Source organism: Erythrobacter cryptus DSM 12079 (genome assembly GCF_000422985.1).
Classification (GTDB): domain Bacteria; phylum Pseudomonadota; class Alphaproteobacteria; order Sphingomonadales; family Sphingomonadaceae; genus Erythrobacter; species Erythrobacter cryptus.
The window spans coordinates 148,061-171,996 of record NZ_KE383966.1 but is presented as its reverse complement, the minus strand read 5'-3'; the positions used below and the strand labels follow the sequence as shown (position 1 = coordinate 171,996).

Annotated in this window: 26 protein-coding genes; 12 read left to right on the top strand and 14 right to left on the bottom strand. The window is 68.5% G+C overall.

The features are described 5' to 3' along the window. Window positions 1-320: 320 nt before the first annotated feature. Both G524_RS0113005 and G524_RS0113000 read left to right on the top strand, forming a co-directional pair. Window positions 321-1,055: a DUF6445 family protein gene (locus tag G524_RS0113005; RefSeq protein WP_245561374.1), complete on the top strand. Its 735-nt coding sequence runs from the start codon at window positions 321-323 to the stop codon at window positions 1,053-1,055. A gap of 11 nt (window positions 1,056-1,066) precedes the next feature. Next, entirely contained in the window at window positions 1,067-2,596 is a 1,530-nt protein-coding gene (locus G524_RS0113000) for a tryptophan halogenase family protein (protein WP_027444075.1), read from the top strand. Between the two features lie 72 nt (window positions 2,597-2,668). Here the strand turns inward: G524_RS0113000 and G524_RS0112995 are convergent, their stop codons facing one another. Then, window positions 2,669-3,175, bottom strand: a complete 507-nt coding sequence (locus G524_RS0112995; protein ID WP_027444074.1) for a c-type cytochrome — start codon at window positions 3,173-3,175, stop codon at window positions 2,669-2,671. A 205-nt stretch (window positions 3,176-3,380) separates the two neighbouring features. Here G524_RS0112995 and G524_RS0112990 point away from each other — a divergent pair, with 205 nt between their 5' ends. Beyond that, complete coding sequence (locus G524_RS0112990) at window positions 3,381-4,193, top strand: DUF1499 domain-containing protein (RefSeq protein WP_027444073.1); 813 nt, start codon at window positions 3,381-3,383, stop codon at window positions 4,191-4,193. Here the strand turns inward: G524_RS0112990 and G524_RS0112985 are convergent. From G524_RS0112985 to G524_RS0112975, 3 genes are read right to left on the bottom strand one after another with little or no spacing between them, the layout of a single operon-like run. After that, window positions 4,190-4,795 (bottom strand): CDP-alcohol phosphatidyltransferase family protein, encoded by a 606-nt coding sequence (locus G524_RS0112985; protein ID WP_027444072.1) that lies wholly within the window; start codon window positions 4,793-4,795, stop codon window positions 4,190-4,192. The two genes, G524_RS0112990 and G524_RS0112985, sit on opposite strands and share 4 nt — an antisense overlap. Before the next feature lie 19 nt (window positions 4,796-4,814). Continuing rightward, window positions 4,815-6,953, bottom strand: a complete 2,139-nt coding sequence (locus G524_RS0112980) for an FAD-dependent oxidoreductase (protein ID WP_027444071.1) — start codon at window positions 6,951-6,953, stop codon at window positions 4,815-4,817. Window positions 6,954-6,998: 45 nt separating this feature from the next. Further along, window positions 6,999-8,117 carry an FAD-dependent oxidoreductase gene (locus tag G524_RS0112975; RefSeq protein WP_027444070.1) on the bottom strand — a complete coding sequence of 373 codons (1,119 nt, stop codon included), beginning with the start codon at window positions 8,115-8,117 and terminating at the stop codon, window positions 6,999-7,001. Between the two features lie 302 nt (window positions 8,118-8,419). Between G524_RS0112975 and G524_RS0112970 the strand changes: the two genes are divergently transcribed. From G524_RS0112970 to G524_RS0112960, 3 genes are read left to right on the top strand one after another with little or no spacing between them, the layout of a single operon-like run. Then, window positions 8,420-10,174, top strand: a complete 1,755-nt coding sequence (locus tag G524_RS0112970; RefSeq protein WP_051221246.1) for an ABC transporter transmembrane domain-containing protein — start codon at window positions 8,420-8,422, stop codon at window positions 10,172-10,174. Window positions 10,175-10,176: 2 nt separating this feature from the next. Continuing rightward, entirely contained in the window at window positions 10,177-11,208 is a 1,032-nt protein-coding gene (locus G524_RS0112965) for an HlyD family secretion protein (RefSeq protein WP_051221245.1), read from the top strand. A gap of 2 nt (window positions 11,209-11,210) precedes the next feature. Then, a complete protein-coding gene (locus G524_RS0112960) occupies window positions 11,211-12,716 on the top strand; it encodes a TolC family protein (protein ID WP_084625184.1) in 1,506 nt (501 codons plus the stop codon). On the opposite strand, the gene G524_RS0112955 is transcribed toward G524_RS0112960, so the two are convergent. From G524_RS0112955 to rpsU, 9 genes are all read right to left on the bottom strand, one after another. Then, on the bottom strand, window positions 12,694-13,668 hold the full coding sequence (locus G524_RS0112955) for a hypothetical protein (RefSeq protein WP_027444066.1): 975 nt from the start codon (window positions 13,666-13,668) through the stop codon (window positions 12,694-12,696). The genes G524_RS0112960 and G524_RS0112955 overlap by 23 nt on opposite strands. Further along, a complete protein-coding gene (locus G524_RS16010; protein WP_051221242.1) occupies window positions 13,665-14,276 on the bottom strand; it encodes a hypothetical protein in 612 nt (203 codons plus the stop codon). The genes G524_RS0112955 and G524_RS16010 overlap by 4 nt, the downstream gene beginning before the upstream one ends. Before the next feature lie 64 nt (window positions 14,277-14,340). Continuing rightward, window positions 14,341-14,799: a tRNA (cytidine(34)-2'-O)-methyltransferase gene (locus G524_RS0112945; RefSeq protein ID WP_036857978.1), complete on the bottom strand. Its 459-nt coding sequence runs from the start codon at window positions 14,797-14,799 to the stop codon at window positions 14,341-14,343. Between the two features lie 11 nt (window positions 14,800-14,810). Beyond that, window positions 14,811-16,307 carry an Asp-tRNA(Asn)/Glu-tRNA(Gln) amidotransferase subunit GatB gene (gene gatB / locus G524_RS0112940; RefSeq protein ID WP_027444064.1) on the bottom strand — a complete coding sequence of 499 codons (1,497 nt, stop codon included), beginning with the start codon at window positions 16,305-16,307 and terminating at the stop codon, window positions 14,811-14,813. Further along, window positions 16,304-16,462 carry a glutamyl-tRNA amidotransferase gene (locus G524_RS0112935; RefSeq protein ID WP_245561373.1) on the bottom strand — a complete coding sequence of 53 codons (159 nt, stop codon included), beginning with the start codon at window positions 16,460-16,462 and terminating at the stop codon, window positions 16,304-16,306. Before G524_RS0112935 ends, gatB begins: the two co-directional genes overlap by 4 nt. Then, a complete protein-coding gene (gene gatA / locus G524_RS0112930; protein ID WP_027444062.1) occupies window positions 16,459-17,940 on the bottom strand; it encodes an Asp-tRNA(Asn)/Glu-tRNA(Gln) amidotransferase subunit GatA in 1,482 nt (493 codons plus the stop codon). The genes G524_RS0112935 and gatA overlap by 4 nt, the downstream gene beginning before the upstream one ends. Before the next feature lie 107 nt (window positions 17,941-18,047). Further along, entirely contained in the window at window positions 18,048-18,350 is a 303-nt protein-coding gene (gene gatC, locus G524_RS0112925; RefSeq protein WP_027444061.1) for an Asp-tRNA(Asn)/Glu-tRNA(Gln) amidotransferase subunit GatC, read from the bottom strand. A 15-nt stretch (window positions 18,351-18,365) separates the two neighbouring features. Continuing rightward, the gene (locus G524_RS0112920; protein WP_027444060.1) at window positions 18,366-18,956 is read right to left on the bottom strand and encodes an FKBP-type peptidyl-prolyl cis-trans isomerase; all 591 of its coding nucleotides are present in this window, start codon (window positions 18,954-18,956) and stop codon (window positions 18,366-18,368) included. A 162-nt stretch (window positions 18,957-19,118) separates the two neighbouring features. Continuing rightward, entirely contained in the window at window positions 19,119-19,325 is a 207-nt protein-coding gene (gene rpsU, locus G524_RS0112915) for a 30S ribosomal protein S21 (protein ID WP_027444059.1), read from the bottom strand. A gap of 210 nt (window positions 19,326-19,535) precedes the next feature. Between rpsU and crcB the strand changes: the two genes are divergently transcribed. Genes crcB through G524_RS0112885 form a run of 6 tightly spaced genes read left to right on the top strand, consistent with a single transcriptional unit; the run spans window position 19,536 to window position 23,322 of the window. After that, the gene (gene crcB / locus G524_RS0112910; RefSeq protein WP_027444058.1) at window positions 19,536-19,952 is read left to right on the top strand and encodes a fluoride efflux transporter CrcB; all 417 of its coding nucleotides are present in this window, start codon (window positions 19,536-19,538) and stop codon (window positions 19,950-19,952) included. Next, complete coding sequence (locus tag G524_RS0112905) at window positions 19,949-21,127, top strand: RluA family pseudouridine synthase (protein ID WP_051221240.1); 1,179 nt, start codon at window positions 19,949-19,951, stop codon at window positions 21,125-21,127. The genes crcB and G524_RS0112905 overlap by 4 nt, the downstream gene beginning before the upstream one ends. Beyond that, window positions 21,127-21,726 carry an FMN-binding negative transcriptional regulator gene (locus G524_RS0112900; protein WP_027444056.1) on the top strand — a complete coding sequence of 200 codons (600 nt, stop codon included), beginning with the start codon at window positions 21,127-21,129 and terminating at the stop codon, window positions 21,724-21,726. Before G524_RS0112905 ends, G524_RS0112900 begins: the two co-directional genes overlap by 1 nt. Continuing rightward, window positions 21,723-22,385: an HAD-IA family hydrolase gene (locus G524_RS0112895; protein WP_027444055.1), complete on the top strand. Its 663-nt coding sequence runs from the start codon at window positions 21,723-21,725 to the stop codon at window positions 22,383-22,385. Before G524_RS0112900 ends, G524_RS0112895 begins: the two co-directional genes overlap by 4 nt. After that, window positions 22,382-22,621 carry a hypothetical protein gene (locus G524_RS0112890; protein WP_027444054.1) on the top strand — a complete coding sequence of 80 codons (240 nt, stop codon included), beginning with the start codon at window positions 22,382-22,384 and terminating at the stop codon, window positions 22,619-22,621. The genes G524_RS0112895 and G524_RS0112890 overlap by 4 nt, the downstream gene beginning before the upstream one ends. Then, window positions 22,621-23,322 carry an ATP12 family chaperone protein gene (locus G524_RS0112885; protein WP_027444053.1) on the top strand — a complete coding sequence of 234 codons (702 nt, stop codon included), beginning with the start codon at window positions 22,621-22,623 and terminating at the stop codon, window positions 23,320-23,322. Before G524_RS0112890 ends, G524_RS0112885 begins: the two co-directional genes overlap by 1 nt. Here the strand turns inward: G524_RS0112885 and G524_RS0112880 are convergent, their stop codons facing one another. Further along, entirely contained in the window at window positions 23,323-23,925 is a 603-nt protein-coding gene (locus tag G524_RS0112880; protein WP_027444052.1) for an ABC-type transport auxiliary lipoprotein family protein, read from the bottom strand. It lies immediately after the preceding gene. Window positions 23,926-23,936 lie beyond the last annotated feature (11 nt).

Here is a 23,936-nt window from a genome sequence, read left to right as displayed (position 1 = left end):
ATAGACCATGGCGCGGCGCGCGTAAATCGCCAATCTGCGCTTGTCCGGTAAACCTGCGGACATGGCATTTTCGGCAATATTTTTCGTGTTTTAGCACGCATCTCAAAGGCCGCCCGCGCAGCCCGGCAAAGCGGTTTCGCGCGATTGTTGCCGGATTGTCACACTTGCCTGCCTGCCGGCGGAGCGCGCCGCGCCAGGCCCTGCCAGACCATGCGCGCCGGCGGCTCGGCCATGCCCCCCGCCTTGGCACAATTCCTCTGCAAATTATGCACTTAACATCGCGCTTGGCCGGTGTCCGGCGTTTTGTTAGGCTTGAGGCCATGACCCCGGCCCGCCCGCTCGCACCGTTACCGCCGCCCGCCGGCTGGGCGCTTGCGGGCACAAGCCCCGAGATCGGCACAATTCCGGGCACGGATCAGCCGCTGATCGCCTTCGAGGGCTTCCTCGCCGCGCCTGAAACGGTGATTCGCGCGGCCAGTTTGCAAAATTTTGCAAAGATCACTCCGCACTATCCGGGGCTGCGCGCGCCGCTTCCGGCGGCGGCTTCGGCGGCCTGGCTCGCGCAGCTTGCCCCGCAGCTTGCCGCCTGGTTCGGCGCGCCCGCCGGGGGCTGGCGGATCGAGGCGTGGTATTCGCTCGTCACCACCGCGCCGGAAGCGCTCGCGCCGATCCAGCGCCTGCCCCATGTCGATGGCACCGATCCCGATCAGATCGCGATGATGCTCTATCTCCACCGCACCGGGCACGGCGGCACCGCCTTCTTCCGCCACCGCTCAACCGGCCTTTCGGTGCTGGGCGCGGCAGACTATCCGCGCTATGCCGCCGCGCTCCAGCGCGAGGTTGCCGCGGCCGGGCTGCCCCCGCCGGCCTATCCCACCGATGGCGCCCCGCATTTCACCCGCATCCACGCGGTCGAGGGGCGGTTCAATTCTGCGGTTTTCTATCGCGGCAATATCCTCCACAGCGGGGTGATCGACAATGCCGCCCCCTTGAGCGCCGATCCGCGCGCCGGGCGGCTGACGATCAACGCCTTTTTCCGGCCGATCAGGGGGTGAGCGAGGAGAGCATGGACGAAAGCGGCATCACCCGGCTGGTGATCGTGGGCGGGGGCACCGCCGGGTGGATCACCGCGGCGGCCTTTGCCCGCCTCCTGGGGCAGCGCCTTGCGATCGAACTGGTCGAGAGCGAGGCGATCGGCACCGTGGGCGTGGGCGAGGCGACGATCCCGCAGATCATCCGCCTCAACACCATCCTCGGGATCGACGAGCATGATTTCCTGCGCCACACCGGCGGCACCTTCAAGCTCGGCATCGAGTTCGTCGATTGGGGGCGCAAGGGCACGCGCTATCTCCACACCTTCGGCGAGACCGGGCTGGCCCTCGGCCATGTCGCCTTCCACCACTATTGGCGCCGCAGCCTCGGGCAAGGCACGCATCACGATCCGATGAGCCTGTGGGACTATTCGCTGCACCAGCACGCGGCGGCCGCGGCGCGCTTCGGCAAGCTCGAGCGGGTCGGCAACACCGCGCTGGCTGGCCTTGCCTATGCCTATCACTTCGATGCCAGCCGCTATGCCGCCTACTTGCGCGCCTATGCCGAGGCGCGCGGGGTGGTGCGCACCGAGGGGATCGTGGCGGCGGTCGAGCGCGAGGGGACGAGCGGCGACATCACCGCCATCACCCTTGCCGACGGGCGGCGCGTGGCGGGCGATTTCTTCATCGACTGCACCGGCTTTCGCGCGCTGCTTCTGGGCGAGGCGCTGGGGGTGGGCTACGAGGACTGGTCGCGCTGGCTGCCGTGCGACCGGGCGCTGGCGGTGCCGAGCGAGCGCCTGCCCGTGCTGGTGCCCTACACCCGCGCGGGCGCGCGCGAGGCCGGGTGGCAATGGCGCATCCCGCTCCAGCACCGCACCGGCAATGGCCTGGTCTATTCCTCGAGCTTCCTGGCTGACGAGGCGGCCGCCGAGATGCTGCTGGCCGGGCTGGATACCCCCGCGCTCGGCGATCCGCGCCCGATCCGCTTCACCACCGGGCGCAGGCAGGCCTTCTGGGCGCATAATTGCGTGGGCATCGGGCTGGCGAGCGGCTTTCTCGAACCGCTCGAATCCACCAGCATCCACCTCATCCAGTCTCACGTCAGCCGCCTCATCCAGCTTTTCCCTGGTAACCGTCGCAGCAGCGCCGAGCGCGACGAATACAACCGCCGCTGCGCTGCGGAATTCGCGCAGATCCGGGATTTTCTCATCCTTCACTACCACCAGACCGCGCGCGAGGACTCCGAGTTCTGGCGCTATTGCCGGCACATGGCCGTGCCCGACAGCCTCACCCACAAGCTCGAACTCTTCGCCGCCTCGGGCCGGGTCGGGCGCGATGTCGATGATCTGTTCCGCGAGGCCAGCTGGGTGCAGGTGATGCTGGGCCAGGGGCTGATGCCGCGCGCCCATGATCCCATGGCCGATCAGATCAGCCCAGGCCAGCTTGCCGAGTTCCTCGCCAATCTCAAGACCATCATCACCCGCGCAGTGGCGGGCCTGCCGGCGCATGAGGACTATCTTGCGCGCCACTGCGCCGCCGACCCGGCCAGCCTCGCCGCCTGAGGCGCGCAGCAAAAGGGGCGGCGTGGCACCCCACACCGCCCCCTTCTCCACGCGCCGCGCGGGCGCGGCGGCTTACTTCGACTGGCTTTCGAGATAGGCCACCAGGTTGGCGCGATCCTGCGGATCCTTGATCCCGGGGAAGGCCATCTTGGTGCCGGGCATGAAGGCCTTGGGGTCTTCAAGGTATTCAAACAGCACTTCGGGCGTCCAGGTCACGCCGCTGTTCTTGTTGGCTTCCGAATAGGCAAAGCCGGGGACCGAGCCCGACTTGCGGCCCACCACCTTGTGGAGCGAGGGGCCGACGCGGTTCACGCCTTCATCGAGCACGTGGCACGAACGGCACAGGGCAAAGACCTTTTCGCCCTTGGCCGGATCGGTGGTGAAGCTCGCATATTCGAGCTTGGCACCTTCCGCCGCCGCGGCAGCCGGGGTTTCGGCAGCAGCCGGGGCTTCGGCGGCAGGCGCCGCTTCGGTGGCCGCGGGCGCCGGGGCATTGGCATCGCTGCCCGCACCGCCACCGCAAGCCGAAAGGGTAACCAGAGCCGCCAGCGCGGAGCCCATCAGGAAATTACGCTTCATGATTTTTTGTCCTTCCGAACGACTGGTCCTCCCGCATCCCCGCGGGCATAAACCACAATGCCGGGCAGGGAAAGCGGGGCTTGGCGCGCGGTGCACAAGCCCTCTCCCCCGGCGCCGTGCACCTGCAACGCATGAAGCGGCTTTGGTTTCCCGACCCGCGCGCAGCGATTGCCTTGCGCGCCGGAGGCGTTAAACCCTTGGCCCCATGAAGATGCTTGCCTGGCATTCCAAGCTCACCCTGGCGCTCATAGCGCTCATCCCCCTGTTCTTCGCGATTGCCGCGCTGGGCACGCGCCTTGGCCTTTGGGGCTGGCAGTTTGGCCTGCTCACGCTCACCTTCGGCGGGGGCGTGATCCTCCTCGGGCTGACCGCGCTTGTCGCGGTGATTTCACTGGTGCTGGCCCTGCGCGCCCAGCCGCGGCGCAACCTGCCGCTGGCGCTGGCGATCATCGGCCTCCTTGTGCCGGGGGCGGCCTTCGTCATGTTCCTCTCGGCCGCGGGCAAGGCCAGCGACAATCCGATCCATGATATTTCCACCGACACCGCCAATCCCCCGGCCTTCTCGGCGGCGGTGATGGCGGCGCGCCAGGCCGCCGGGGCCAATCCGCTGAGCGACTATCAGACCCCGCTCGGCCAGATTGACCTGTTCAAGGATCGCGTTTCGCCCGAACTTGCGGTCAAATCCCACGCGCAGATCATCACCGCCCGGCGTGACCGCCCGGCGCCGCTGCCGCTGGGCGGGGCAAGCAAGGCCGAGGGCATGGCCGCGGTGGCCGCGGCGATGGCGGCGATGGGCATGGGCGAGATCCGCAGCGATCCCGAGGCGGGCCTGGTCGAGGGGGTGGCAACGAGCTTCTGGTTCGGCTTCAAGGACGATGTGGTCGCCCGGGTGGGCGAGGCGCAGATCGATTTCCGCTCGGTCAGCCGGGTGGGCCTCAGCGACCTTGGCGCCAATACCCGGCGCATCGCCGAACTGCGCCGCCGCACCGAGGCGCTGCTCGGCGCGGCAAGTCGCTAGCCGCCAAAGCGCGCGGCGGCCATGGCGCTGCGCTGCACCACGGTTGCCACGCACAGGGCGGCATAGGTATAGGCGATCGTGGCGAACCACTGCGGCGCAAGGCACATGGCGATAAACACCGCAATGGTCTCGGCCCCCTCGGCAAGGCCGGTCGAATAGAAGAAGCTCTTGCGCCCATGCGCGCGGGTCTCCTCGCCGCGCTTGGCGGCGATCACCGCGAAGGCAAGGAAACTCACCCCCGTGAGCACGAAGCTCGCTACCAGCACCAGCGCGGGCAGGGTGTTGGCCGGATCCATGATCCCGAAGGCGGTGGGAATGGCAACATAGAAGGCAAAATCAGCCACGATGTCGAAATAGCCGCCCAGATCGCTGGCCCCGCGCGCGCGGGCGACCGCGCCGTCGAGCCCGTCAAACAGCCGGTTGGCACAGATGAGCACCAGGCCCCAGCCGAGCGCGCCCAGGGCAATCGCGCCCGCCCCGGCAAGCCCCAGGGCAAGGCCGGCAAAGGTGAGGCACGTGGCGCGCACCCCCAGCTGCGCGAGGGCGCGCCCGGCGGCGTTGAGCGGCGGATCGATGAGCGGGCGCAGCCGGGCGTCGAACATGGGTGTCTTCCCCCTCCCCTCAGCCGCGCCGCCAGGCGTGGTAGCGCTCGACCCAGCGCAGGAGCCGCTCGGGCTTGTGCGCGCGCTTCCACGCGCCGGCGGCATATTTGTTGGCCTCAACCAGGGTGGGATAGGCGTGGATCGTGCCGAGGATCCGATTGAGCCCGATCCCATGCTTCATCGCCAGCACATATTCGGCGATCATCTCCCCGGCATGGGCGCCGACGATGGTGACGCCCAGCACCTTGTCCTTGCCCGGCGGCGTGAGCACCTTGACGAAGCCTTGCGTCTCGCTCTCGGCGATCGCGCGGTCAAGCTCGTCGAGCGGGAAGCGCGTCACCTCACAGGCAATCCCCTTTTCGGCGGCCTCGCGCTCGTTGAGGCCCACCCGGGCGATCTCGGGATCGAGAAAGGTCACCGCCGGGATCACCCGGTAATCGGCCTTGAACCGGCGAAACTGGCCGAACAGCGCGTTGACGCTGGCATACCAGGCCTGGTGGCTGGCGGTGTGGGTGAACTGGTAAGGCCCGGCGACATCGCCCGCGGCCAAGATATTGGGAAAGCGGGTGGCCAGATAGGCATCGGTGGTGACGGTGCGATCGGTGGCAATGCCGAGGTCTTCAAGCCCGAAGCCCTTGAGCCGCGCCCGCCGCCCGACCGCAACGATCAGCGCATCGAAGGGGACAGGCACGTCCTGCCCGGCGTGCTCGGCCACCAGCACGTGGCCCTCGATCCGCGCCGCCTTGTGCCCGGTGAGCACGCTGACCCCATCATCTTCGAGCACCCGGCGGGCCAGCGCCGAAACTTCAGGATCCTCACGTCCCAGCAGCTCGGGCGCCATTTCGACCAGCGTCACCCGGGAACCCAGCCGCGCCAGCGCTTGGGCAAGCTCGCAGCCGATCGGCCCGCCGCCCAACACCGCGACGCGCTGCGGCGGCGCGTCCATCTGCATGAGCGCCTGCCACAGGGTATCGCTGGTGAGATAGCCGCTCGTCTCGATCCCGGGGATTGGTGGCACCACCGGCTCGGCGCCCGAGGCGATGATGATGCTGCGGGTGGTGAGCCGGCGGGCGGTGCCATCCGCGCCGGCGATCTCGACCGTCCAGGGATCGACGATTCGCGCATGGCCCTTGACCACATCGACGCCAAGCGCGGTGTAGCGTTCGACGCTGTCATTGGGGGCTATCGTGCCGATCGTGCGCCGCACCCGCGCCATCACCTGGCGGAAGGGCACTTCAGGCTCCACGGGGCCAAGGCCATAGCGATCGGCATGGCGCATCTGGTGGGCGACCCTTGCGCTCTTGATCAGCGCCTTGGAGGGCACGCAGCCGGTGTTGAGGCAATCCCCGCCCATCTCGCGCGCTTCGACCAGGGTGACGCTCGCCCGCACCTGCGCGGCGATATAGGCCGAAACGAGGCCGGCCGATCCGGCCCCGATCACCACCAGATTGCGATCGAACCGCCGCGGCCGGGTGAAACCTGTATAGATGCGGCGGCGCTGGAGCACCCCGACGATGCCCTTGGCCAGCCAGGGGACGATGCCCAACAGCACGAAGCTGCCCAGCATCGCCGGCGAGGCTATCCCGGCAAGGCTGTCGATCTGCGCGAGCTGGGTGCCGGCGTTGACATAGACGATGGTGCCCAGCAGCATCCCCACCTGGCTCACCCACATATAGGTGAGCACCGGCATGCGGGTGAGGCCCATGACCAGATTGACCACGAAGAAGGGAAAGAGCGGGATCATCCGCAGGGTGAAAAGGTAGAACGGCCCGTCGCGCGCCAGCCCGGCGTTGATCGCGGCGAGCCGGGCGCCAAGACGCGCCTCGAGCCGGTCGCGCAGCAGATAGCGCGCCGAGAGGAAGGCGAGCGTCGCCCCGAGGGTCGAGGCGAAGGAGACGAGGATGCTGCCCACCACCAGCCCGAACAGCGCGCCTGCCGCCAGCGTCATCACCGCCGCGCCGGGAAGCGAGGCCGCGGTCACCGCGACATAGGCAAGAAAGAAGGCCGCGAGCACCAGCAGCGGATTCTCGGCATAGAAGGCCTGCCAACCGCCCAGTGCCTGCTTGATCCCGCCAAGGGTGAGATAGTGATCGAGGTCGAGCGCGAAATAGGCCGCGATGACAAGCGCCAGCACGGCCAGGATGGCAAGCTTCTTCATCGCTGATCTCCCTTGCCCAAGGGTTCGCCCCGCCCGGGCGCGCGGTTACGCGCCACCGGATTGCTTACCACTTGCCAGCGCGGCGTATTTCGCAATCCAGCGCTTGTCGATGGCGTGCTTGAGCGCCAGCACCCAGCGCCCTTCGGTCGCAAGCGGGCCATAGCTTGCGATTGCCCGGCCATCGCCGGTGTTGAGGAGATAGAGGCTATGGCGGCGCGGGCGATAGGCAGCGCGCGGCGCCTTGCCCGCAAGCGCCGCGCGCAGATTGGCGGCGAGCACCGGCCCGGCGCGCACCGCGTGCACCCCCGAATGGGCGAGCGCCCGGTCGGCCCGCGCGGCAACATCGCCCGCGGCAAACACATGGGGGTGCGACACCGAGCGCTGCCGCGCATCGACCAGCACGAAGCCCGCCGCATCAAGCGCCAGCCCGCTGGTGCCGAGCCACGGCGGCGCGGCGCTGCCGAGTGCAGCGACAAGGCCATCAACCGGCTCGAGGCTGCGGCCTCCCGCCATCACCTTCCCGCCCGCGATGCGCGCGTCTGCTGCGATCAGTGCGATCCCCTGCCGCGCCAGCGCCCGCGCGGCGCGCGCCCTGACGCCGGGGGCAAAGCCAGGGAGCAGGCCGGCAGCGCCTGCCACCAGCGTCACCGCCGGGCGCGGCGCGGCGCCAGCGCGGTTGCGCAGGGCAAAGGCCAGTTCCACGCCCCCCGCCCCGCCGCCTGCCACCACCACATGGCCGGTGAGCATCTGGGCGGCAAGGCTCTCGGCAAAGGCGCTGATCGGGCGCACGTCGATAAGGCGCGGATCATCACCGATCAGCGCCGCCCCGCGACCCACGCCGCCGCAATCGAGCGCGGCGACATCAAAGGCAAGCCTGCGCCCGCCCGCAGTGATGACGATCCGCGCCGCGGCATCGATCCCGCTGCAGCGATCGGCCAGCCACGCGATCCCCGCGCGCGCGGCGAGAGCGGCAAGATCGACGCGGCCCGCGCCAGCGCCATGCTGGCCGGCCAGCCAGCCCGGCACCATGCCCGAATAGAGAAGATGGCGCTCGGGGCTGAGCAGCACCGCGCGCACGCCGGCAGGCGCGCCGCGGGCGATCCAGTCGGCCAGCACCGCCACGTGGGCATGGCCGCCCCCCACCAGCACCAGCTCACGGCCCATTGCCCCTCCTGCCCTCGCCTTGCGCGCTCAAGACCGCCCCGGCATTGCGGGATCGTTCATCCCGGCGCAAGCTTCGCCCGCTAACGGGCGCCGCGCGATACATCGTCTCACCGGGTGGGAACACTCTGCCGATCTTCAAAGGCTTGCAGATGCGCCCGGCCTCGGAACCGCCAGCGGGCTGGGCGATTGATCGCTTGCACAGGCAGGGTGTTGCGCGCCATACAATCACGCGGCGCGGACATTGCCCCTGGTCGCCGGGCTGATGGTGCGGGAAACGGATTTCGGAGCGGAAAAGGGCTGTCATGGCAGGATCAGGCCAAAGTTACGGTGCCCAGCTTTCGCTGGCACAGTTCTTCCGGATCTTCTTCGACATCCTCAAGCCCGAGGCCAATTTCTACTGGCTTGCCGCGGTTTATGGGGTGGGCATCAGCCTGCTCAGCCTGGCCACCCCGATCTCGGTGCAGATGCTCATCAACACCATCGCCAACACCGCGCTCACCGCGCCGCTGGTGGTGCTCTCGCTCACCCTGTTCGGGCTGCTGGTGATCTCGAGCCTGCTTTATGCCCTGCGCATCCACCTGCTCGAGCTGTTTGCCCGGCGCTTTTATGCGCGCATGGTGGCCGAGATTTCGCTGATCTCGGTCTATGCCCAGAACCCCTTCTTCGGCGACGTCAAGCAAAGCGCGCTGTTCAACCGCTATTTCGATGTCGTCTATGTCCAGTCGCTGGTGCCCAACCTGTTCATCGGCGGGTTCACCGTGCTCCTGCAGATCGCGGTCGGCTTCGTGCTGGTCTCGCTCTATCACCCCTATTTCCTTGCCTTCACCCTGGTCATGATCGCGCTCATCTGGGCGATCTGGCTGGTGTGGGGCAGCCGCGCGCTGCGCACCGCGGTCGATCTCAGCCACGCCAAGCACAAGACCGCCGCCTGGCTGGAGAGCATCGGCGGGTCCAACGGCTTCTTCAAGTCGCAGCGCCGGATCGACTATGCGCTCGACAAGACCGATGATTTCACCCGCGATTACATCATCGAGCGCAAGCGGCACTTCCGCCAGCTGTTCTCGCAGACCATCGCCTTCCTGCTGATGTATGCCGCGGCGAGCGCGGCGCTGCTCGGCCTTGGCGGCTGGCTGGTGATCCAGAACGAGCTGACGCTCGGCCAGCTGGTGGCGGCCGAGCTGGTGCTTTCGGCCGCCTTTGTCGGGGTGTCGCAGCTTGGCACCTACCTCTCCTATTTCTACGACCTGTTTGCCGCGGTCGAGGAGATCTCGCTGTTCTACCAGGTCGAGCAGGAGCAGCCCAAGGGCGCCGATCCCTTCGACGGGCCCGATCACACCATCGTGATGAAGGGGGTGAAGGGCCTCGCCCGGCACGAGCAGGCGCAGTTTGACCTCACCATCCCCTCGGGCGCGATCATCATGGCCGATACCAGCCACCACGGGGTGCAGCGGCTGTTCACGAATCTGTTGAAGATGCACGCCCTGCCCGAAGGCGGCTATGCCACGCTCGGCGGGATCGACATCAAGGACATCGAAGCACATCACCTGCGCAAGAATGTCCACGTGCTCGACCGACCGACCTTCGTGGAGATGACCATCCGCGAATATCTCGCGCTCTCGTGCAAGGACACCGCGCCGCGGCGGATGATCGAGGCGCTCGAGACCGTGGGCCTGGCCGGCACCATCGCCACCTTCGAGAAGGGGCTCGACACCCCGATCGCCTCGACCGGCTTTCCGCTCTCGGCGGTGGAGCTGCAGCAATTGAAGCTTGCCAATGCCCTGCTCGAGGCGCCGCGCATCCTGGTGCTCAGCCGCCTGTTCGACCTGCTCGATCCCGAACCGCTCAGCCGCGCGGTGCGGGTGCTCAGGGAACAGGCCTATTCGACCGTGATCTACTTCTCCAACCGCCGCATCGACCTCGGATTTGACCGCTTCCTCTATCTCGAAGCGCGCCAGCAGCGCTTCTTCGACAATTTCGAGGAATTCCGCGCCGCGGTAACGGCGGGGCAGCAGGCGCTCGCCGCCCCCGGCGCCGCGCATGAAGCAGGAGGGCGCTGAACATGGCCACGCTTGATCGGGACATGGCCCATTTCACCACGCTCGCCGCGATCCGCACCCCGCGGGTGATGCGGGTGGTGTTCGTGGGGCTTCTGGCGGCGATCGTCATCACGATCGCCTTCCTCATCTATGTGCCCTGGGTGCAGACCACCTCGGGCTATGGCGTGATCACCACGCTCAGCCCCAACGAGCGCAAGCAGGACATCAACGCACTGGTGCCGGGGCGGATCGAGGAATGGTATGTGCGCGATGGCAGCACGGTGAAGAAGGGCGATCCGATCGTCAGGATCACCGATATCGACCCGCAGCTGATCGAGCGCCTGGAGGCCGAGCGCGCCCAGCTGGCGCTGCAATTGCAGGCCGCCCAGTCGGCGCTCGCCACCGCCAAGATCGACGAACGGCGCACCCGCGAACTTTACGAGGCCGGGCTTGCCGCGCGGCGCGACTATGAACAGGCGCAGATCCGCATCGCCGAGCGCGAGGGCCAGGTCGCCGCGGCCCAGGCCGCGCTCAACCGTGCCGATGTCAACATCGCCCGCCAATCCGAACAGATCGTGCGCGCCCCGCGCGATGGCTTCATCCAGAGCCTCAACGCCGGGGATGCCTCGACCTTCATCAAGGCCGGCGACGTGCTTGCCACCTTCGTTCCGGCCAATGCCCAGCGGGTGATCGAGATCTTCATCGACGGGCGCGACGTGGCGCTGGTCAAGCCCGGGGACAAGGCCCGCATCCAGTTCGAAGGCTGGCCCGCGGTGCAGTTTTCGGGCTGGCCCTCGACCGCGGTCGGCACCTTTGGCGGCAAGGTGCTGGCGGTCGATCAATCGGCCCAGATCGACGGGCGCTTCCGGGTGCTGATCGAAGAAGACCGCAGCGAAGGCGAGCGCTGGCCGGCCGAGCGCTATGTCCGCTTCGGCGCCGCGGTGCAGGCCTGGATCCTGCTCGAAACCGTGCCGGTGGGCTACGAGATCTGGCGCCAGCTCAACAATTTCCCGCCCGAATTGCCCCAGGGCGAGGGCACGGCCCAGGCCAAGTAGCGATGGCGCGCGCAGCGGCTCGCACAAGGCTCGGCGCGCTGGCCGGCAAGGCCGCGATCGGCACGGCGCTGCTGGCGCTGGTGCTCGCCCCGGCCCCGGGCGCGGCGCAGGACATCGCCCCGCTCGGCGATCCGCTCGAGGCCGCGCTCACCCGAGGCCCGCTCCTGCCCGAGGCGGTGCTGCGCTCCTCGGCGCTCACCTTCCCGGCGATCCTCGAGGCCTTCGAGCGCGAGGCCGCCGCGCGCGCCGATCAGCTCGGCGCCGACGGGGCCTTCGACCTCATGCTCAAGGGCGAATATTACGACCGGCTGACGGGCTTTTACTCCGGCGGCTATGGCAAGGCCGAGGCGCGCCAGCCGCTGCGCCCCTATGGTGCCGAGGTGTTTGCCAGCTACCGCCTGTCGGACGGCACCTTTCCGACTTACGAGAACGAGTTCAACACCAACCGCCTCGGCGAAGTGAAGGTGGGGGCGCTGTTTGCACTGCTGCGCGGCCGCGACATCGATGCGCGGCGCTTCGCCATCGAGGACACCCGCCTTGCCGCGAGCCAGGCGCGGCTCGATGTCATGCTGGTCAAGCTCAATGTCCAGCACGAGGCGCTGCGCGCCTATTGGCGCTGGGTGGCGGCGGGCGAGGAGATCCGGGTGTTCGAGGAACTGCTCGAGATCGCCGAGGCGCGCCAGATCGGCCTTGCGCGCGAGGTTGGCGAAGGCGCGCGGGCGCGCATCGCGCTCACCGAGAACGAGCAGAACCTGCTGCGCCGCCGCACCCTGCTGGAAGAAGCCAAGCGCAACTTTGCCGTCGCGGCCAACAGCCTCGGCTTCTATCTGCGCGGCGAGGACGGGCGGATGATCGTGCCCACGCGCGAACAATTGCCCGATCCCGGCACGCTCGCCGCGATTCCGCCGGCAGAGAAGCTGCTCACCGTGCCGCTCGCTGAGGTGCTGGCGAACCGGCCCGAGCTTGCCGCCTTCCGCCTCGCGCTCGAGCGGGCGGTCAACCGGGTGGCGCTCAGGCGCAACGATCTCATGCCCCGGCTCGATGCCAGCGTCGAGCTGTCGCGCGATTTCGGCCCGGTGGGCGCAGGGGGTGCGGGGTTCGCTTCGACCGACACCGTGGTCGGCCTCACCTTCTCGGTGCCGCTCCAGCGCCGCCAGGCGCGCGGGGCCTTGCAGCGCGCCGAGGCCGAGCTGCGCGAGACCGAGCTGCGCCAGCGCCGCATCGCCGACCAGGTCGCCACCGATGTCGCCAATATCATCGCCAACCTCACCGCCGCGCTCAAGCTCGGTGAACTTGCCGATGCCGAGGTCAAGCAGGCCAATGCCATGGTGCAGGCCGAGCGCACCCGTTTTCGCCTCGGCGCGGGCGAGTTCTTCCTCGTCAACGCCCGCGAGGAAACCGCGGCCAATGCCCAGATTGGCGCGATCCGCGCCGATCTCAACGCCCGGCTCGCCGAAGCGAGCTACAACGCGGCGACGATGAACCTCAAGGCGCTGGGGCTGGAATAGGCGCGCCCACCGCTTCGGCAGGCGCTTCCTCGGCCATCGCGCTCACCTCGCTCACAGCCGCGGCGCGGGCACGGGCCTCGGCCTCGGCCTCGGCCAGGCCGACCAGATCGATCGGCACGTCGCGCTCATAGGCCAGCACCCCCGGCACCGGCGGGATCCGCCCGACCAGCACGGAAAGCACGTTGTCGCGCTTGCCCGCCGCGCGCAGCTGCGCCGGCGCGCCGGGATATTGCGCGAGGCTCGCGGGCAGGCTCCAGTCGGTGGCGCGCGCCGGACGATCGGGCAGCAACTTGCGCTCGATGGTCGATTGCGCGAGCGCCGCGCGATCCGCCCAGTCGAGGCTGAGGAAATCGCCGAGCGAAGTGATGACGCCGGCGCGGGCCTCGAAGCGAACCGAGCCCATGCAATAGCAGGTGCCGAAGATCTGCGTGCCGGGCAGGTAGAAGATCGGGCCGAGATAGGTATATTCGCCCGGCTCGACCTCGATCAGATAGCTGAAGCTCTTGTCCGGCCCCTCGGTCTTGTCGAACACGAATTGCGGGCCAAAGGCGACGATCATGCGCAGATCGATCGGGGCGATGGCAAAGCTCTCCTCGGTCGGCTCGACCGGCTTTGGCCCGCGCTTGCGCCCGCTCTGCGCCTCCAGCTCCCAGCGGCGCAGCTGGCCGGGATAGTCCTCGCGCGCATCGGCCAGTTCCTCGCGCCACTTGGCCTCGTAATTGGCCAGTTCCTCAGCGCTCGGGGTCTTTAGGAACACCCCGTTGGTGCGATTGCGCGGGCTGCGGATGAAGATATAGGCCTTGGCAGGATCGATCTTCGCCTTGCCGGCGAGGATGTTCTTGAGCTCGATCGGGCGATGTTCGGCAATATCGGGCTTGAGCTTCTCGGCTGCCGCAGGTGCCGCAAGTGCAAGCGCGAGGGCGCCTGCAAGCAAAGAGACAAGACGCATCATGGTTCAAGCACCTCATATGTCGGGCGCGGGCCGGAGGCGACGCGCGCCTGCTTGAGCAGCGCGGCCTCGCGGTCCTTGGCGTTCTCGCGGCTCAGCCCTTCCTCGAAATGGAAGGCCTGCCACTTGTCCTTTTCCAGACCATAACGATCATAGCCCTTGTAGAACATGCAGTTGCGCATGTTGATGCGCTTGATCCGGCGGCGTTCGGCGCTGCCGAAGATAGCATCGGCCATCAGCCCGCCGATCGCCCCGCCGATCCCGCCGGCGAGCACCCCATATTGCGCCATGGCCGAGGCCAGCGCGGCGCTGTCGGCCCCCATGTAGAAACTGATCCCGCTTGCCAGCGCATCGCATTCGGTGATGTCGGCATAGGCCTGGCTGAAATCGGTATCGGGGCGATGGAAGAAGAAATACTTGTCGAAATCGGCCGCGATCGCCGGATCGGGCTTGTAGGCAAGATCGGGCATGGCAACCGCTTCGATCTCGGCCGCCGTGAAGGTGCGCATCGGCGGCTCGGACTTGATCGCCTGGGCATGGGCACCCCCGGGCAGCGCGAGCGCGAGCATGAGCGGCGGCACCAGCGCCGCCGCGCGTGACAGAAATGGCATGGAAAGATTGCCCCCTTTAAGCCCCTCGGCGCTGCACGTCGCAGGTTTGCCCCGAGGCTGCAAGCTATATCTTGCCGCGCAGCGCCTGATAGGCCGCGGCTGACACCGTGTTGGCAAGGTTGAGCGAGCGGATCACCTCGGATCGCATCGGCAGGCGGAACAGGCGATCAGGATATTGTGCGGTGATGCTGCGCGGCAAACCTTTTGTTTCATTGCCGAATACGAGGAAGGCGTCATCGGGATACTCGGGCTCGTAGAACGAGCGCGGCCCATATTCCTCGAACAGGAACAGCTGCTCGGCCCGCGGCGCGCGCGCGGCGAGGAAGGCCTCCCAATCGGCAAATTCGGCAAGGCGCACATGCGGCCAGTAATCAAGGCCCGAGCGCTTCACCCGCTTGTCGGAAATCTCGAAGCCCAGCGGGTGGATGAGGATGAGTTCCAGATCGAGCGCCACGCAGGTGCGCCCCACCGCCCCGGTGTTGCCGGGGATCAGCGGCTCGACGAGAACCACGGCAAGGCCCATGCGGGCGCTGCTCAGCCGAGCTTGTCCTTGAGGAGCTGGTTGACCACCTGCGGATTGGCCTTGCCCGCCATCGCCTTCATCACCTGGCCGACGAAGAAGCCGAACAGCTTGTCCTTGCCGGCGCGATATTCGGCCACCTTGTCTTCGTTGGCGGCGATCACCGCGGCAATCGCCGCCTCGATCGCGCCGGTGTCGGAGACCTGCCGCAGCCCCTCGGTCTCGGCGATCTCGGCCGGATCGCGGCCGGTCTTCATCACGATCTCGAAGATCTCCTTGGCCTGCCCGCCGCTGATTGCGCCCTTGTCCTGCATCGCGAGGATGGCGGCCTGCGCGCGCGCCGTGGCGTTGGCGGGGTCGGCTTCATCGCCAAGCGCCTTGATCACCCCCGGCGCGACCGAGAGCGACCAGTTGGCGACTTGCGTTGCGACCTCTGCCTCCCCCTTGCCGGTGGCCCGGGCGGTCTCAGCCAGCAGGGTTTCAAAGCGGGCGAAGGTTTCGACCTCGGCGGTCAGCTCGCGGGCGTTGTAGGGGGTGAGGCCGAGCACCTCGATATAGCGGCGGCGCTTGGCATCGGGCAGTTCCGGGAGCGAAGCGCGGCATTCGGCCAGGAAGTCCTCGTCCAGCTCGAGCGGCAGGAGATCGGGATCAGGAAAGTAGCGATAGTCATGCGCATCTTCCTTGCTGCGCATGGTGCGGGTGGTGCCGGTGGCCGGATCGAACAGGCGGGTCTCCTGATCGACCGTGCCGCCGCTTTCGAGCACATCGACCTGACGCATCGCCTCGTGCTCGATCGCCTGCATCACGAAGCGCACCGAATTGACGTTCTTGGTCTCGGTGCGGGTGCCGAAGGGTTCGCCGGGGCGGCGCACCGAGACGTTGACATCGGCGCGCAGCGAGCCTTCCTCCATGTTGCCATCGCAGCTGCCGACATAGCGCAGGATCGCGCGCAGCTTCCTCAGGTAAGCCCCGGCCTCGGCGGGCGAGCGCATGTCGGGCCTCGAGACGATCTCCATCAGCGCAACGCCGGCGCGGTTCAGGTCGACATAACTCATCGTCGGGTGCTGATCGTGCATCAGCTTGCCGGCATCCTGCTCGACATGGATGCGCTCGATCCCGATCCACTTGTCCTCGGCGATCCCGGCCTTCTCGTCGGCCTCGATCAGCAGCCGCCCCTCGCCCACCAGCGGGTGATAGAGCTGGCTGATCTGATAGCCCTGCGGCAGATCGGCGTAGAAATAGTTCTTGCGGTCAAACCGGCTCCAGCGATTGATCTTGGCCTCGATCGCCATGCCGGTGCGCACCGCCTGGCGGATGCATTCGCGGTTGGGCACGGGCAGCATCCCCGGCATGGCCGCATCGATGAGGCTGACCTGGGTGTTGGGCTCGGCCCCGAAGGCGGTGGCCGCGCCGGAAAAGAGCTTGGCGTTGGAGGTGATCTGGGCGTGGACTTCAAGGCCGATCACGACCTCCCATTCGCCGGTGGCGCCCTGGATGCGATAGGTGCTCATCTCCTGTCCTCGTCCTCGATCACCCTGCCGTCCGGCCCGAAGCGCATTTCGCCGTGATCGACATTTTTCCTCACCCAATTGGCGACCATGAAGGTCACCGGCACCGCCAGCATGATTGCGATGCCGGCGATCACAAGCGGTGTGTCAACGCTCACCACCACTTCTCCGGCCGCGCGGCAAAGCCCGCGCGCTCCTCGATCGCCAGGCCGGCATCGAGCACGGTCTGCTCATCAAACGGGCGCCCGACGATCTGCAGGCCCAGGGGCAGGCCCTCGGGATTGAGCATGGCGGGAACGCTCATGGCGGGCAGGCCCGCAAGGCTGGCGGGCACGGCGAAGACGTCGTTCAGATACATCGTCAGCGGATCTTCGTTCATTGAGCCCAAGGGGAAGCTCGCGGTCGGCGTGGTCGGCGCGAGGATCGCGTCGCATTCCTCGAAGGCGCGGGCGAAATCGCGGGCGACCAGCGCGCGCACCTTCTGCGCCTGGGTGTAATAGGCATCGTAGAAGCCCGCCGAGAGCACATAGGTGCCGATCAGGATGCGGCGCTTGACCTCATCGCCAAAGCCCGCGGCGCGGGTGGCGGCATACATCTCCTGAAGGCCCGCCCCTTGCGGCAATTCGCGCAGGCCATAACGCACCCCGTCATAGCGCGCGAGGTTGGACGAGGCTTCGGCAGGCGCGATGATGTAATAGGCGGGCAGGGCATATTTGGTGTGCGGCAGCGAGACATCGACGATCTGCGCGCCGGCATCCTGCAGCCATTCCTTGCCCTTCTCCCAGGCCTCGAGGATCGCCGGATCGGTGCCCTCCATCCGGTATTCGCGCGGAATGCCGATCTTCTTGCCCCTAAGGTCGCTCGTGAGCTGTCCTTCCCAATCGGGCACCGGCATGTCGAGGCTGGTTGCATCCTTGGGATCAAAGCCCGCCATCGCGCCCAGCATGATCGCGCAATCCGCAACCGAGCGCGCCATCGGCCCGGCCTGATCGAGGCTCGAGGCAAAGGCGATGATGCCCCAGCGCGAGCAGCGGCCATAGGTGGGCTTGATCCCGCAGATGCCGGTGAAGGCCGCCGGCTGGCGGATCGAGCCGCCGGTGTCGGTGCCGGTCGCCGCCGGGGCGATGCGCGCCGCCACCGCCGCCGAAGACCCGCCCGAGGAGCCGCCCGGGCTCATCGCCGCATTGGAGCCGGCCTTGCGCCAGGGCGAGGTGACATTGCCGAAATAGCTCGTCTCGTTCGAGGAGCCCATCGCGAACTGATCGAGATTGAGCTTGCCGAGCATCCCCGCGCCCGCGTCCCACAATTTCTGGCTGACGCTCGATTCGTAGCGCGGGGTGAAGCCTTCGAGGATGTGGCTGGCCGCGGTGGTCTCTACCCCATGGGTGGCAAACAGGTCCTTCATCCCGATCGGCACGCCCGCCATCTTGCCCAGCGGCTTACCCGCGGCGCGCGCTGCGTCGACCTTCTCGGCCGCCGCGAGCGCGTGGTCGGGGGTGGTGAGGATGAAGGCATTGAGCGCCGCGGCCTCGGCCACGGCGGCATTGAAGGCCTCGGCCACCTCGCGCGCGGTGAAATCGCCCCGGGCGACCCCGTCGCGGATATCCTTGACGCCAAGAGAGGTGAGGTCAGTCATGGTCCTGCTTCCGTCATCCCCGCGCCCGCGGGGAACCGGCTCACCTCACCAGCCCTGGCTTGGATCCCCGCCGTGGCGGGGATGGCGAGGCGAGCGCAATGAATTGCCTATTCGATCACCTTGGGCACGCCGAAGAACCCGTGTTCGGCCACCGGGGCATTGGCCAGCACATCATCGCGCTTGCCCCCGCCGGTGAGCGGATCGGCATCGACTTCGTCCTCGCGCAACCGCAGCCGGTTGGGGATCACCGCCGCCATCGGCTCTACCCCGCTGACATCGACTTCGCCCAATTGTTCGACCCAGGCGAGGATGCCGTTGAGTTCGGGCACCATGCGCTCGAGCGCTGCATCATCCATGCGGATGCGCGCGAGGCTGGCGATGCGGGCGACGGTGGCCTTGTCAACCGACATGCGCAGCGCCCACCCTTACTGGCCCTGCGTGCCCTGCGGCGCGCCCGGAGCACCGGGGGCGCCGGGGCCGCTGCCCATCTGGCGCTGCATCGCCTCTTGCAGGATGGCAAGATTGCGATCGAAGGTGGCCTTGCTCATGATGTCCACGACCTCGATCTCGAACTCGAGATCGGCATTGGGCGGGATCGGCGCGCCGGCCGGGGGCTGGGCGCCATAGGCCTTGTCGGCGGGGATGAACAGGCGATACTTGCCGCCCTTCTGCATCTGCTGAAGCCCCTCGAAGAAGCCCGGAATGGTCGCCCCCTCCTCCACCGGGAAGGGGGTGCCTTCGGGGAAGATGCCCTCAACCGGCAGCGGGATCGGGCGCGATTCGTCGAACACCTTGCCATCCGCGGCAAGCTTGCCCTTGTATTTCATGAACACGACGTCGCCGAGTTTGGCGGTGGGGCCGGTGCCGGCCACTTCGGTCTCGACGCTGACGCCGCGGGGCACCGCGGCCCAGGCAAGCCCCGCCCCCACCAGCACCGCGAGGATCACCCCGATCCACAGCTTGGCAAGCGAGCCCTTGGCGACGGGCTGGATCGGCACGCGGGTAATTTCGGTCATGGTCGTTACGGTCCTGGCTGGCGGCACGCCGGGCGGCGCGCGCTGAGGGCAGCAAAAGGGCGCGGAGTGAACGCCGCGCCCTGATGGCTGATCGTGCCTGGGGATTCAAGCGGCGGATTGCAGCACCGCGCGCGCCGTTGAACCGGGCGCGCGGCGCGCCGATCACTTGATCCCGTCGCGCTCCATGCGCTTGCGCTCCATCTTGCGCGCGCGGCGGATGGCGGCAGCCTTTTCCCGGGCGCGCTTCTCGGAGGGCTTCTCGTAGTGGCGGCGCAGCTTCATCTCGCGATAGACGCCCTCGCGCTGCAGCTTCTTCTTGAGCGCGCGCAGGGCCTGATCGACATTGTTATCGCGAACGATGATCTGCATAAACGACGACTACCTCATCTCCAGAGCGCGAAGCCTTGCGCGCCATGACGGGCACACGGGCCAAGCAGTGAATTGCCAATGAAAGACGGGCGATTCCCGCAAGGGAGCCGCCCTTCAAACCGCGCCCCCCCTAATCCAACTTGCGCCCAAAGGCAAGCCGCGCGCACGCCTGCTAGGCAGAAGGCCAAGCCGGCGCTAAGAGCCGGCGGCATGACCGCGGTTCCCCTCTCCCCCCTCGCCGCCTCGGCGCTCGTGGCTGCCGGCGGCGCCGTGGGCGCCATGGCGCGCTATCACGCGGTGCGGATCGTCACCGCTGCCTTCGGGCCGGACAACAGCTTTCCCTGGGGCACGCTCAGCGTCAACATCATCGGCAGCCTGCTGATGGGGGCGCTGCTCGGCTGGCTGGCGCGCGGCAGTGTTTCTGGCGCCGGGGCGGAGAGCGCGCGGCTGCTCATCGGCGTCGGGCTGCTCGGCGGCTTTACCACCTTCAGCGCCTTCAGCGCCGAGCTGGTGACGCTGGTGCACCGCGGCGAGGGCGTGCTTGCCGCCGGCTATGGCGCGGCCTCGCTGATCGCGGGGATGGCGGCGCTGCTCGTCGGCCTTCTCATCGCCCAGAGCGCGCCATGAGCACCGGCGCAGGAGGGGGCGGCCCCGGCGCGGTGCGCCAGTTCACCATCAGCGCCGATGATGACGGCATCCGGCTTGACCGCTGGTTCAAGCGCAACCTGCCCGAGGTGGGCTTTGCCACGGTCTCGCGCTGGGCGCGCACCGGGCAGATCCGCGTGGATGGCAAGCGCGTGCGCGCCGAGGATCGGCTCGCCGCCGGGCAGGTGCTGCGCGTGCCCCCGGGGGGCGATGAGGCCACTCGCCGCCCGGCTGCTGCCGCGCGCGCCCGCGCGCTCGGCGCCGAGGAGATCGCCGCGGCGCGCGCCATGGTGATCTGCGAGACCCCGAGCGCGATCGTGCTCAACAAGCCCCCCGGGCTTGCCACCCAGGGCGGCAGCAAGACCACCCGCCATGTCGATGGCCTGCTCGATGCCTTCATCACCCAACCGGGCCAGCCGCGCCCGCGGCTCGTCCACCGGCTCGACAAGGACACCTCGGGCGTGCTGCTCATCGCCCGCACCCCGGGCAGCGCGGCAAGCTATGCCAAGCGCTTTGCCAGCCGCAGCGCGCGCAAGGTCTATTGGGCGCTCGTCGTCGGCGTGCCCGAGCCGGCCGAAGGCGTGATCGATGCCCCGATCGCCAAGCAGCCCGGCACCGGGGGCGAGAAGATGCATGTCGATTTCGAAACCGGGCAGAGCGCCCGCACACGCTATCGCGTGGTTGACCGGGCCGGGACGCGCGCGGCCTGGGTGGAGCTTGAACCGCTCACCGGGCGCACCCACCAGCTGCGCGTGCACCTCGCGGCGATCGGCCACCCGATCGTGGGCGATGGCAAATATGGCGGGCCGGGCGCCTTTCTCACCGGAGCGGTGAGCCGCAAGATGCACCTTCATGCCCGGCGCCTCATCATCCCCCAGCCCAAGGCGGGCGAGGGGGGCGGCGGCAAGCTCGATGTCACCGCCGATCTGCCCGCCCATTTCGCCCAGTCGATGGCGGTGCTGGGCTTCGATCCGGCGCTCTCGGACGCTGCGCCGCTGCGCGACGAGGTGCCCGAGAAGTCCGCCGCGGAGAAGAAGCAGGCCGCCCGCCGCCATTTCAAAGCGGCGCGCAAGGACGCCCGCCCGCCGCGCCGCGCGCGCGGCAGCGCGAGCGCCGGGGCGCGCAAGGCGCGGCCAGCCAGGGGCCCGCGCCGCTGATGCATCCCAACCCGCTTTATCGCAGCGATGATCGCGCGCTGTGCGAAAGCCTGATCGACGAGATCGGCTTCGGCATGGTCTTTGCCGCAACCCCCGATGGCCCGCGCGTGGCCCACACCCCGCTGATTTCGACCGGCGACGGGGCGGTGCAGTTCCACCTCGCCCGCGGCAATGCGCTCGCCCGCCACCTTGATGGCGCGACTGCGCTGATCCTCGTCAATGGCCCGGATGCCTATGTCTCCCCGCGCTGGTATGCCAATCGTGACACCGTGCCCACCTGGGACTATGTCGCGCTCGAGCTTGAGGGCCGGGTGCGGCGGATGGAGGCAGAGGGGCTCGAAGGCTTCCTTCACGCCGCGATTGCCCGGCACGAAGGCCGGCTCGAAGGCGCGCCGTGGCGGGCCGAGGAGACCTCGCGGCATGTGTGGGACAGGCTGATGCGCGCGATCATCGGCTTCGAGCTGGAAGTGCTGGCCTGGCGGCCGACGCTCAAGCTCTCGCAGAACAAGCCCGCGGGTGATCGTGCCCGCATCGCTGCGGGGCTGGAGGCGGCCGGGCACGCCGCGCTTGCCCACCTGATCCGGAACCTTGCGGCATGAGACGGCTGGCGGTGTTCGATTGCGATGGCACGCTGGTTGATGGCCAGGCCGATGTGTGCTGGGCGATGGCGCGCGCCTTTGCCCGCGCTTCGCTCCCCGCGCCCGCGCCCCAGGCGGTGCGCCGCATCGTCGGGCTGAGCCTGCCGGCCGCGGTGCGCGCGCTCGCGCCCGAGCTTGCGCCCGACGAGGCCGCGGCGGTGGCCGAGTTCTACCGCGCAAGCTACCGCGCCCGGCGCGCCGAGGGCCTGATCGACGAGCCGCTCTATGACGGCATTGCCGAGCTGCTCACCGCGCTTCGCCGCGCCGGATGGAGCCTGGCGATCGCCACCGGCAAATCCGATCGCGGGCTGGCCGCCTGCCTTGCCGCGCATGGCATTGCCGATCTGTTCGTCTCGCTCCAGACCGCCGATCGCCACCCGTCAAAGCCGCACCCGGCGATGCTCGAGGCGGCGCTGCTTGAGGCCGGGGCGCTGCCGGGCGAGGCGGTGATGATCGGGGACACCAGCTTCGACATGCTGATGGCCAGGAGCGCCGGGGTGCGCGCGCTGGGGGTGGGCTGGGGATATCACGCCCCGCAGGAACTGCTGGCGAACGGGGCCGTGGCCGTGGCCGAGGATGCCGCCGCGCTCGGCGCCCTGCTCGCGGAGATCCTGCCATGAGCCGCGAGAAGGAAAGGGAGGCCCGCGTGCGCCAGCGCTTCATCGTGCTCAATGCCTTGCGGTTTTCGGGCATTGCCCTGGTGCTGATCGGCATTGCCCTTGCGCGCGGACACATCATCCCCGGCCTGCCCTGGCAGGTGGGCGGGGTGATCGCGCTTGCCGGCCTCATCGACTTCTTCTTCGCCCCGCCGCTCATCGCCCGCGCCTGGCGGCGGCAGGACGAGGAGCGCCGATGATCCGCCGCTTCTACCGCGAAGTCAGCCTCGCCGCGCGGGAGGGCGGGTGGCAGGTGCAGCTCGACGCGCGCGGGGTCAAGACCGTGGGCGGCGCGCCGCAGGTGGTGCCTGCGCGCGCGCTCGGCGAGGCGCTGGCGGGCGAATGGCGCGCGCAGGGCGACAAGATCGATCCCAAAAGCCTGCCGCTGCGCGACATGGCCGATTATGCCATCGATCAGGTGGCCCCTGACCCGACCAGCCTTGCCGAGGCGCTGCTTGCCTATGCCGAAACCGATACGCTGTGCTACCGCGCCGACCCCGATGAGCCGCTTTATGCCCGCCAGCAGCAGGTGTGGGAGCCGCTCGTCAGCCGCTTCGAGGCGGCCCATGGGCTTGCCCTTGCCCGAGTGAGCGGCGTGCTGCCGCGCCCCCAGCCCGCCGCCACCCTCGCCGCGCTGCGCGCGCGGCTGATGCGCTGCGATCCCTTCACCCTGGCGGGACTTGAGGCGATGACCCGGCTTGCCGCCTCGCTCGTCATCGCGCTGCTGGCAAGCGAGGCGGCAGAGGAGCCTGAGGCGCTGGCGCTGTGGCAGGCGGCCTGCCTCGAGGAGGAATGGCAGGCCGAGCTGTGGGGCCGCGATGCCGAGGCCGAGGCGCGGCGCCAGCGGCGCAAGGCCGATTTCCTTGCCGCCTGGCGCTTCGTGCGCCTGGCGCAGGGCTGATCAGCGCGCCTCTTTCATCCAGACGGCGATATCTTCCGCCACGCGGTTGGCCGCGCGGTTGAGCGCCGCGCCCACGGCGCGCGCCTCTGCCGGCACCCCGGTCTCGCGCGCCTCGAAGCGGCGGGTGGCGATCGCCCCTTGTCCATCGCTGCGCACCGCATCAAAGCGCACCACCGCTGTCTGGCCTTGCGCCTCGTAGCCCATGTCGATCAGGGTGCCGCGCAAGGTGACGCTGGCAAGCGGGGCGGTCTCGTCGCCATCGAGAACCAGCGCCCCGCTCTCAGCGCGCAGGGTCTCGCCCACGAGGCGGCGGAACAGCCGCGCCGGCTTTTCCACCCAGAAGGCATCCTTGAGATAGGCAAGCTCGGTCGCGCTCACCGCCACCGGCACGCGCAGCACATCGAGCTTGGCCGGGGCATCGATCGCCGCAACCGCAATCACCTTGCGCTGTGCCTCTGCCGCCGCGCCGCTGCCCGCCGGGGCGCGGGTCTCGGGGCTCAAGGTCAGGAGGCTCTCGGGCGGGTTGCCGCCCAGGCTGATGCAGCCCGATAGCGCCAGCGCCAGCGGCAGGGCAAGCAGCACCGGGCGGCAGGAGATGGTCATGCGATCCGTCC

Excerpts from the sequence above, each read along its gene's own strand:
- G524_RS0112895 (WP_027444055.1), top strand. The coding sequence starts at position 21,723 with ATGAGACGGCTGGCGGTGTTCGATTGCGATGGCACGCTGGTTGATGGC.
- G524_RS0112980 (WP_027444071.1), bottom strand. The coding sequence starts at position 6,953 with ATGAAGAAGCTTGCCATCCTGGCCGTGCTGGCGCTTGTCATCGCGGCC.
- G524_RS0112960 (WP_084625184.1), top strand. The coding sequence starts at position 11,211 with ATGGCGCGCGCAGCGGCTCGCACAAGGCTCGGCGCGCTGGCCGGCAAG.
- gatC (WP_027444061.1), bottom strand. The coding sequence starts at position 18,350 with ATGTCGGTTGACAAGGCCACCGTCGCCCGCATCGCCAGCCTCGCGCGC.
- G524_RS0112975 (WP_027444070.1), bottom strand. The coding sequence starts at position 8,117 with ATGGGCCGTGAGCTGGTGCTGGTGGGGGGCGGCCATGCCCACGTGGCG.
- gatA (WP_027444062.1), bottom strand. The coding sequence starts at position 17,940 with ATGACTGACCTCACCTCTCTTGGCGTCAAGGATATCCGCGACGGGGTC.
- G524_RS0112880 (WP_027444052.1), bottom strand. The coding sequence starts at position 23,925 with ATGACCATCTCCTGCCGCCCGGTGCTGCTTGCCCTGCCGCTGGCGCTG.
- G524_RS0112890 (WP_027444054.1), top strand. The coding sequence starts at position 22,382 with ATGAGCCGCGAGAAGGAAAGGGAGGCCCGCGTGCGCCAGCGCTTCATC.
- G524_RS0112995 (WP_027444074.1), bottom strand. The coding sequence starts at position 3,175 with ATGAAGCGTAATTTCCTGATGGGCTCCGCGCTGGCGGCTCTGGTTACC.
- gatB (WP_027444064.1), bottom strand. The coding sequence starts at position 16,307 with ATGAGCACCTATCGCATCCAGGGCGCCACCGGCGAATGGGAGGTCGTG.
- G524_RS16010 (WP_051221242.1), bottom strand. The coding sequence starts at position 14,276 with ATGCCATTTCTGTCACGCGCGGCGGCGCTGGTGCCGCCGCTCATGCTC.
- G524_RS0113000 (WP_027444075.1), top strand. The coding sequence starts at position 1,067 with ATGGACGAAAGCGGCATCACCCGGCTGGTGATCGTGGGCGGGGGCACC.
- G524_RS0112955 (WP_027444066.1), bottom strand. The coding sequence starts at position 13,668 with ATGATGCGTCTTGTCTCTTTGCTTGCAGGCGCCCTCGCGCTTGCACTT.
- G524_RS0112900 (WP_027444056.1), top strand. The coding sequence starts at position 21,127 with ATGCATCCCAACCCGCTTTATCGCAGCGATGATCGCGCGCTGTGCGAA.
- G524_RS0112990 (WP_027444073.1), top strand. The coding sequence starts at position 3,381 with ATGAAGATGCTTGCCTGGCATTCCAAGCTCACCCTGGCGCTCATAGCG.
- G524_RS0112965 (WP_051221245.1), top strand. The coding sequence starts at position 10,177 with ATGGCCACGCTTGATCGGGACATGGCCCATTTCACCACGCTCGCCGCG.
- G524_RS0112905 (WP_051221240.1), top strand. The coding sequence starts at position 19,949 with ATGAGCACCGGCGCAGGAGGGGGCGGCCCCGGCGCGGTGCGCCAGTTC.
- G524_RS0112945 (WP_036857978.1), bottom strand. The coding sequence starts at position 14,799 with ATGGGCCTTGCCGTGGTTCTCGTCGAGCCGCTGATCCCCGGCAACACC.
- G524_RS0112985 (WP_027444072.1), bottom strand. The coding sequence starts at position 4,795 with ATGTTCGACGCCCGGCTGCGCCCGCTCATCGATCCGCCGCTCAACGCC.
- G524_RS0113005 (WP_245561374.1), top strand. The coding sequence starts at position 321 with ATGACCCCGGCCCGCCCGCTCGCACCGTTACCGCCGCCCGCCGGCTGG.
- rpsU (WP_027444059.1), bottom strand. The coding sequence starts at position 19,325 with ATGCAGATCATCGTTCGCGATAACAATGTCGATCAGGCCCTGCGCGCG.
- G524_RS0112970 (WP_051221246.1), top strand. The coding sequence starts at position 8,420 with ATGGCAGGATCAGGCCAAAGTTACGGTGCCCAGCTTTCGCTGGCACAG.
- crcB (WP_027444058.1), top strand. The coding sequence starts at position 19,536 with ATGACCGCGGTTCCCCTCTCCCCCCTCGCCGCCTCGGCGCTCGTGGCT.
- G524_RS0112920 (WP_027444060.1), bottom strand. The coding sequence starts at position 18,956 with ATGACCGAAATTACCCGCGTGCCGATCCAGCCCGTCGCCAAGGGCTCG.